8 protein-coding genes are annotated in these 8,116 nt (G+C 68.7%); 2 read left to right on the top strand and 6 right to left on the bottom strand.

The window, feature by feature from the left end:
- Nucleotides 1–525, bottom strand: a 525-nt coding sequence (locus AC3XYG_RS30235) for an NAD(P)-dependent oxidoreductase (RefSeq protein WP_489143588.1), incomplete at its 3' end; no start/stop codon positions are given.
- Between the two features lie 14 nt (nucleotides 526–539).
- A complete protein-coding gene (locus tag AC3XYG_RS30230) occupies nucleotides 540–881 on the bottom strand; it encodes a hypothetical protein (protein WP_489143587.1) in 342 nt (113 codons plus the stop codon).
- A 221-nt stretch (nucleotides 882–1,102) separates the two neighbouring features.
- On the opposite strand from AC3XYG_RS30230, the gene AC3XYG_RS30225 reads away from it, so the two are divergent.
- Nucleotides 1,103–2,722 carry an MFS transporter gene (locus AC3XYG_RS30225; protein ID WP_489143586.1) on the top strand — a complete coding sequence of 540 codons (1,620 nt, stop codon included), beginning with the start codon at nucleotides 1,103–1,105 and terminating at the stop codon, nucleotides 2,720–2,722.
- An 87-nt stretch (nucleotides 2,723–2,809) separates the two neighbouring features.
- Here AC3XYG_RS30225 and AC3XYG_RS30220 read toward each other — a convergent pair whose 3' ends face one another.
- Both AC3XYG_RS30220 and AC3XYG_RS30215 read right to left on the bottom strand, forming a co-directional pair.
- Entirely contained in the window at nucleotides 2,810–4,015 is a 1,206-nt protein-coding gene (locus AC3XYG_RS30220) for a UbiH/UbiF family hydroxylase (RefSeq protein WP_489143585.1), read from the bottom strand.
- Nucleotides 4,016–4,064: 49 nt separating this feature from the next.
- Nucleotides 4,065–4,625, bottom strand: coding sequence for a hypothetical protein (locus AC3XYG_RS30215; protein WP_489143584.1), 561 nt, complete (start codon nucleotides 4,623–4,625; stop codon nucleotides 4,065–4,067).
- A 233-nt stretch (nucleotides 4,626–4,858) separates the two neighbouring features.
- Here AC3XYG_RS30215 and ettA point away from each other — a divergent pair, with 233 nt between their 5' ends.
- On the top strand, nucleotides 4,859–6,532 hold the full coding sequence (gene ettA, locus AC3XYG_RS30210) for an energy-dependent translational throttle protein EttA (protein ID WP_489143583.1): 1,674 nt from the start codon (nucleotides 4,859–4,861) through the stop codon (nucleotides 6,530–6,532).
- A 21-nt stretch (nucleotides 6,533–6,553) separates the two neighbouring features.
- Here ettA and AC3XYG_RS30205 read toward each other — a convergent pair whose 3' ends face one another.
- The gene (locus AC3XYG_RS30205; protein WP_489143582.1) at nucleotides 6,554–7,312 is read right to left on the bottom strand and encodes an SDR family NAD(P)-dependent oxidoreductase; all 759 of its coding nucleotides are present in this window, start codon (nucleotides 7,310–7,312) and stop codon (nucleotides 6,554–6,556) included.
- 23 nt (nucleotides 7,313–7,335) lie between these two features.
- The coding region (locus tag AC3XYG_RS30200; RefSeq protein WP_489143581.1) for an aldo/keto reductase at nucleotides 7,336–8,116 on the bottom strand (781 nt) is incomplete at its 5' end.

The raw sequence follows: 8,116 nt of genomic DNA, 5'->3' as shown, positions 1-8,116 counted from the left end.
GAGCCCGAAGGCCTTGGCCCGCATCGCCGTCGCGGTGCCGATGCGGCCGAGGCCGACGATGCCCAGGGTGGAGCCGCGGATGCGCCGGGTCAGGTGCCCGGCCTCCAGCGTGTAGCCGCCGACCGGGTCGGCCTGCAGCGCCTGGTCATAGGCCGGAATGCTGCGCAGCAGGCCCAGCAGCAGCCCCATGGCGTGGTCGGCGACCTCGCTGGTGCCGTAATCCGGCGTGTTCGCCACCGGGATGCCGGCGGCGCCGGCCGCCGCCAGGTCGATGTGGTCGAAGCCGACGCCGGCCCGGACGATGATCCGGCAGCGCGGCATCTTGTCGATCACCGACTGGTCGACCTTCAGCTCGTGCCAGGTCAGCAGCGCGTCGCAGCGGGCATAGGCTTCGTCCGGGATCTTCTTGCGGTCGCGTTCGCGCCGGACCTCGAAATCGATGTCGTCGCCGCCGACCTGCCGTTCGATCACGGCATCGTCGGCGAACTGGGCATCGGGCGTCAGGATGGTGAAGCGGGCTGCCATGCTGGCGCGGCCGGTCAGTGGTCGCCGCGATGCAGGATCGCATCGGCCAGCCCGGTGTCGTAGGCCAGGCCGTCGGCGGTGACCACGGCGGCACCGGGGAAGCCGGAGCGGATCAGCCCCTTGCGCTCCAGCGCCGCGAACACCGCGATGTTGTGCAGCCCGGTCATGTCCCGGCCCATCACCGTGGCGTCACCGACATGGTAGTGGTCGCCATGCGGCGGCGGGAAATTCGCGACCAGCACCGCGCCATCCTCCTGCTGCGTGGCGAAACGGGGCGTGTGCGCCATCTGCTGCAGCACCGTCAGGGTCTTCAGCTGCAGGGCGTTGAGGGCGATGGGATTCTTCTTGGCGGACATGGGGGCCGTCGGTTGTGAGGGACAGGACAGGGGCCCGGTCGGGCCGTCAAGGAACCGTAGCAGCGCCGGCGGCCAGCCGCCATATCCCCGCGATTGACCGCTGTTGGCTCGCAGTTGGTCAAATTTGCGAAAAACTATTGCGCGGAAAGTCTCCCTACAATCACACTTCGTACCCAGCTCGAAACGAGCGGCGAGTCTATATTTGGGGGGAGGGTAATGAGATGACGGTTTCGACCGGCATGGCCGCCGAAAGCGGCCGCATCGTCAGTCGACAGGAAGAGCGGAGGGTCATTTTCGCCTCCTCTCTCGGCACTGTCTTTGATTGGTACGATTTTTATCTATATGCCACCCTGGCGCCCTTCTTCGCAGCCCTGTTCTTCCCCAAAGGCAACGACACGGCGGCCCTGCTCGCCGCCTTCGCCACCTACGCCGCCGGCTTCCTGGTGCGGCCGTTCGGTGCCGTGGTCTTCGGCCATATCGGCGACATCGTCGGCCGCAAATACACCTTCCTGGTCACCATCCTGGTGATGGGTGCCTCGACCGTCCTGGTCGGCGTGCTGCCGACCTACGACACGATCGGCACCTGGGCGCCGATCCTGCTGGTCGTGCTCCGGCTGCTGCAGGGCCTGGCGCTGGGCGGCGAATACGGCGGCGCCGCGACCTATGTCGCCGAACATGCGCCGGCGAACGGCCGCGGCTATTCCACCAGCTGGATCCAGACCACCGCCACCATCGGCTTTTTCCTGTCGCTGCTGGTCATCGGCCTGTGCCGCTGGGGCTTCGACACCGCGGCCTTCGCCTCCTGGGGCTGGCGCGTGCCGTTCCTGGTCTCCGTGGTCCTGCTGGTGTTCTCGCTCTACATCCGGTCGCGGCTGAACGAATCCCCGGTGTTCCAGCGGATGAAGGCGGAAGGCCGCGGCTCCGACCACCCGATCCGGGACAGCTTCTTCCGCTCGCCCAACAACCGCTATGTCCTGCTGGCGCTGCTGGGTGCTACGGCCGGGCAGGGGGTGATCTGGTATTGCGGCCAGTTCTACGCCCTGTTCTTCCTGTCGACGACGCTGAAGGTCGACTATGTCTCGACCTACTCGCTGCTGGGGCTGGCGCTGCTGCTCGGCACGCCGTTCTTCGTGTTCTTCGGCTGGCTGTCGGACCGGATCGGCCGGCTGAAGATCATCCTGGCCGGCTGCCTGCTGGGCGCGATCACCTATTTCCCGCTGTTCCAGGGGCTGACCCATTACGCCAACCCGGCGCTGGAAAGCTTCCAGGCCTCGACACCTGTCACGGTCACGGCCGACCCGGCGACCTGCGCCTTCCACCTGTTCCCCACAGGCAGCACGGTCTACAGCGATTGCGACCGGGTGAAGGGGTATCTGACCTCCGCGGGCGTGTCGTTCACCTCGGCCAATGGCGCGGCCGGCAGCCCGGTGTCGACCAAGATCGGCACCACCGAGATCGCGGGCTGGAACCAGGACCAGACCCTGGCGGCGCTGGTCGCGGCGAAGTATCCGAAGGCGGCGGATACGAGCCAGATCAACTATCCGATGACGCTGCTGATCCTGTTCATCATGATCCTGTACGTCACGATGGTGTACGGACCGATCGCGGCCTTCCTGGTCGAGCTGTTCCCGACCAGGATCCGCTACACCTCGATGTCCTTGCCCTATCACATCGGCAATGGCTGGTTCGGCGGCATGCTGCCGCTCCTGGCCACGGCCATGGTGGCGTCCACCGGCAACATCTATTACGGGCTGTGGTACCCGGTCGTGGTGGCTGTCATCACCGTGGTGATCGGTGCGCTGTTCCTGCGCGATCGAACGACCATGAACATCCATGATTGATCTACCCATCGATCAATCGGACTGACCGATCGACCGGTCGGGGAAATGACGGCGGGGCCTTCGGGCTCCGCCGTTTTCTTGTGGCGGTCAGGCGCCGCCGGGGGCGATGCCTTCGCGCATCAGCAGCCGGCGCAGCGGCGCGATCCGCTTCACCGCCTGCACCGCCAGCGCCCGCAGGGCCAGGGCCGGCGCCGCATCGGTCAGCAGCGAGCGGTTCAGCAGGTCGACCCCGGCGGTGCGGCTGGCGACATCGCCGCGCCGCTTCGCCTCGTACCGCGCCATGACAGCGGCCGCACCGGGATCGCCGCCGCTGCGGAGGGCAGCTGCCATCACCCCGGCCAAGACCGACGCGTCGCGGAAGCCGAGATTGAGGCCCTGGGCGCCGATCGGCGGCACCACATGCGCTGCCTCGCCGACCAGCGCTGCCCGCGGCACGGCCAGCCGCCGGGCGGACAATCCGGATAGCGGGAAGATCTGCCGCGGCCCGTCCAGCGTGACGGCGCCGAGGATCGGCCCGGCCCGCCGCCCGATCTCCCGGGCCAGGGCCTCGTCGTCCAGCGTCGCCAGCCGCGCCGCTTCGGCCGGGCGCATCACCCAGACCAGGCTGGACCGCTTTTCGCCCGGGGACGACAAGGGGTCGCCCAGAGGCACGAGCGTGAACGGGCCGGCGGCAGTGTGGATCTCGGTCGAGATGTCGTCATGGCCGCGGTCATGGCGCAGCATCGTCACCAGCGCGGACTGGTCGTAGCTCCAGCGCCGCTCGCCGATGCCGGCCGCCGCGCGCACCGGAGAGCTGCGGCCGTCGGCCCCGACCACCAGCCGGCCGCGCAGCACCGTGCCATCGGCGGTGCGGACCGTGGCGCCGGTGCTGTCGATGCGGATCGCCGCGGCCGGTTCGGCGACCCGGCGCAGGGACGGGGCCTCGGCCACGGCCCGGGCCAGCACCGGCACCAGGTCGCGGTTGGCGATGTTGTAGCCGAAGGCGTCGTGCCCGATCTCTGCGGCCCGGAACACCACCTCCGGCGCGCGGAACCGGCGGCCACCATCGTCGATCAGCCGAATCGCCCGCAGTGGCGCGGCCTGAGGGCGGAGGTGGGGCCAGACACCGGCCGCCTCGAGAATCCGCACCGATCCCATCAGCAGCCCGGTGGTGCGATGGTCCTCCGGCGCCGGCGGGGCGACCAGGACGGTGTCCGCTCCGCTTTGGGCCAGCAGCAGCGCCGCCAGCAGCCCGGCCGGGCCGCCGCCGACGACGATCACATCCGCATCGCGGGCTTGAGGGTCGCTGGTCATGGGCGTTGTCATAGCAGCTTCGGCGTCGGCCGGAACCGCGACATGGCCGCTATTTCAACCGGTCCGACAGGGCTGTGTAGAACTCGTCATAGGGCGCGGCGTTGGTGACGGTGTGGGTCTTGGCGTCGCCGTTGCTGTCCCATTCGGTGGTGACGAATTCGACATGCACGGCACTGCCGCGGGCCGCCGGTCGCACCGTGACCAGGGCGCGGGTGCTCTCATGGTCCGGCTTGCCCGGCAGGGCGGCGATCTTGCTTTTCAGCACCGCCCGCAGCATCTGCCGGCCGCGGCTGACCAGGCTGCGGTCCCGCTCGCCCTGCACCAGCCCGTTCGCGGCATCGACCGAGACGGGATCGAAGCCCAGCGCCATCAGCACCGCGCCGGCGGCCGGGACGGTGCGCGGGGCAGGGGCGGCGGCCGGGCGGTTCTGCAGGCCGGCGAGGGTGGCCTTCTCGGCGTCGGTGAGGTCGACCGTGATCTGCTTGGAGCTGCATTTGCCCAGCAGCTTGATGGTGCAGTCCCCGGTGACCCGCTCGGCCGGGTCATGGCTGCAGGCGGCCAGCGCGATGAATGCCAGCAGCACGATCCCGCCCCGATTCCATGTCGCCATCGATGCGCTCCCAGGAAATCCTGCCTATCCCGGCTTAGCCGAGGCGCCGAATTCTGACCAGTCCGGCGATGCGAATTGCTGCCGCCCGCCGGTCCGGCTTGCTGTTGCCACATTCCCTCCGCGGTCCCACTGCGACGCTGCGGGGGCCTCATGCAGTCGCGCCCCTGGCCTTGTGCCGCCCCATGGGCTAAAACCCGGGCCTTCCCCGACCGGTTTGTGACGGAGCGGCTTCGATGGCCTCCTACCAGTACGTCTTCGTGATGAAGGACATGACCAAGGCCTATCCGGGCGGAAAGGTCGTGCTGGAGAAGATCTGGCTGTCCTTCCTGCCGGGGGTGAAGATCGGCGTTCTCGGCCCGAACGGCTCGGGCAAGTCGACCCTGATGCGGATCATGGCCGGCATGGACAAGGAGTTCACCGGCGAGGCCTGGGTCGCGCAGGGCGCCACCGTCGGCCATCTGTCGCAGGAGCCGGAGCTCGATCCGAACAAGACGGTCGCCGAGAACGTGATGGAAGGGATGGGGGCCACCAAGGCGCTGGTCGACCGCTTCAACGCCGTCAGCGAGGCGATTGGCGAGCCCGATGCCGATTTCGATACGCTGATCGCCGAGCAGTCGGAGCTGCAGGAGAAGATCGACGCCGCCGACGCCTGGGACCTCGACCGCACCGTCGAGATCGCCATGGACGCGCTGCGCTGCCCGCCGGGCGACAGCCCGGTGACCAACCTGTCCGGTGGCGAGCGCCGCCGGGTGGCGCTGGCCAAGCTGCTGCTGGCCAAGCCGGACCTGCTGCTGCTCGATGAGCCGACCAACCATCTCGACGCCGAATCCGTCGCCTGGCTCGAGCGTCATCTCGAGGACTACAAGGGCACGGTCGTCATGGTTACCCATGACCGTTACTTCCTCGACAACGTCACCAGCTGGATCCTGGAACTCGATCGCGGCCGCGGCATTCCCTACGAGGGCAACTACTCGGCCTATCTCGAGGCCAAGGAAAAGCGCCTGGCCCAGGAGTCCAAGGAGGAGTCGAGCCGGCAGAAGACCCTGGCCGACGAGCTGGACTGGATCCGGCAGGGCGCCCGTGGCCGCCAGGCCAAGCAGAAGGCCCGTATCCACGCCTATGAGGACCTGCTGGCGCAGAGCCGCGACCAGGCGCCGGGCCAGGCCCAGATCCTGATCCCGACGCCGGAGCGGCTGGGCGACAACGTCATCGACACCCAGGCCGTGTCCAAGGGCTTCGGCGACCGGCTGCTGATCGACGACCTCAGCTTCCGCCTGCCGCGCGGCGGCATCGTCGGCGTCATCGGCCCGAACGGCGCCGGCAAGTCGACCCTGTTCAAGATGATCACCGGCCAGGAAACGCCTGACGGTGGCACCCTCAAGGTCGGCGAGACCGTGAAGCTCGGCTATGTCGACCAGAGCCGCGACGACCTGTCGCCGAACAAGACGGTGTGGGAGGAGATCTCCGGCGGGCTCGACGAAATCGACCTCGGCAAGCGCAAGATGCCCAGCCGGGCCTATGTCGGCGCCTTCAACTTCAAGGGCGGCGACCAGCAGAAGAAGGTCGGCCAGCTCTCGGGCGGCGAGCGCAACCGCGTCCACCTCGCCAAGATGCTGAAATCCGGCAGCAACGTCCTGCTGCTCGACGAACCGACCAACGACCTCGACGTCGAGACGCTGCGGGCGCTGGAAGAATCGCTGCTGACCTTCCCCGGCTGCGCCATCGTCATCAGCCATGACCGCTTCTTCCTCGACCGGCTGGCGACCCACATCCTGGCCTTCGAAGGCGACAGCCAGGTGGTGTGGTTCGAAGGCAACTACGAGGATTACGAGAAGGACCGCCACCGCCGCCTGGGCACCGAGGCGGACCAGCCGCACCGCATCAAGTACCGGCCGCTGACCCGCTGAAGCGGGCCCGCGGGGGTACGATCACCACGGGATCGTTGCAGCCTCCCAGCGCGTGTAGGTGCCGGACGGGCCGTCCGGGCCGAGCAGGGCGACGCGCACCACCTCGCGCGAGCCGTCTTCGACCGATTCCGTGCCGGCATAGCCGTTGAGGTTCGTCTTGGTGAAGGCGGGGGAGACCAGGTTGACCTTGATGCCGATCGGCTCCAGCTCGATCATCATCGCCAGCGTGACGGCGTTGAGGGCGGTCTTCGACGCCGGGTAGACCGGGCCGAAGATCGCGCGATAGGGGAAGGCCGGGTCGGCGTTCAAGGCCAGCGAACCGACGCCGCTCGACACGTTGACGATGCGGGCATCCGCGGATTCGCGCAGCAGCGGCAGCATCGCCTGGTAGACGGCGATGACGCCGAACACGTTGGTCTCCCACACCGTGCGCATTTCATCGAGCGAGACGGTGCTCGGCCGGGTCGACTTGGCGTAGTCCTCGGGGGACTGGCCGGGCCGCTTGTTCGTGTTCGAGATCGCCGCATTCTGGACCAGCAGGTCGAGGCGGCCGAACTCGCCGCGGATGCGCTCCGCCGCAGCGGCGATCGACGCGCCGTCCGTCACGTCGAGCTGCAGCGCGATGGCGCCCGGCCCGATCTCATCGGCCGCAGCCTTGCCGCGCGCGAAATTGCGCGACCCGACCAGCACCGTGACGCCGTTGGCCACGAGTTCCTTGGCGACCTGCAGGCCAACCCCTTGATTGGCCCCGGTGACCAGGGCAATGCGTTTGTCGTTCATGGTCGTCTCCTTCGATGGGTTGTTCATGCGGCGGCGCGTTCGGCGGCGGGCCGGCGGCGCTGATCGGCCTTCAGGAGCGAGGGCGGGACGTAGGCGGCGCCGTTCGGCCCGACATCGGTCCCGGGCGGAACGATCGCGTCGATCCGGTCGAGGAGGTCGTCGCCGAGACGGATTTCCGCGCCGGCGAGCAGGTCGTCGAGCTGCGGCATCGTGCGCGGCCCGAGGATGGCCGAGGTCACGCCCCGATGGGCCAGGACGAAGGCCATGGCCATGTGGGTCAGGGACAGGCCGGCCTCCGCCGCCAGCGGCAGCAGCAATTCGACCGCCTCGAGGTTGCGGGCGTCGGACATCTGCTGCGGGAAGACCCGGGCGCGCAGGCTGTCCGGCATCGGCTGCCCCTTGCGGTAGCGCCCGGTCAGCATGCCCTTCGACAGGGGGCTCCACACCATCACGCCCATGCCATGGCGTTCGCAGCTGGGGAGCACCTCGCGCTCGATGCCCCGGTCGAGGATCGAGTAGGGCGGCTGCTCCGTGCGGAAGCGGGCCAGGCCGCGGCGTTCGGCCACCCACTGGGCCTCGACGATCTCCGAGACCGGGAAGGTCGAGGACCCGATGGCCCGCACCTTGCCGGCCCGCATCAGGTCGGTGAGGGCCGAGAGCGTCTCCTCGATGTCGGTGTCGGGCGCCGGGCGATGGATCTGGTAGAGGTCGATATGGTCGGTCTGGAGGCGGCGCAGCGAGTGCTCCACCGCCGCGATGATCCAGCGGCGCGAATTGCCCTGCTGGTTCGGATCGTCGCCCATC

The organism is Inquilinus sp. (assembly GCF_057815775.1).
Note: the sequence above shows the minus strand (reverse complement) of the source record. Positions and strands in the feature narration are given on the sequence as shown.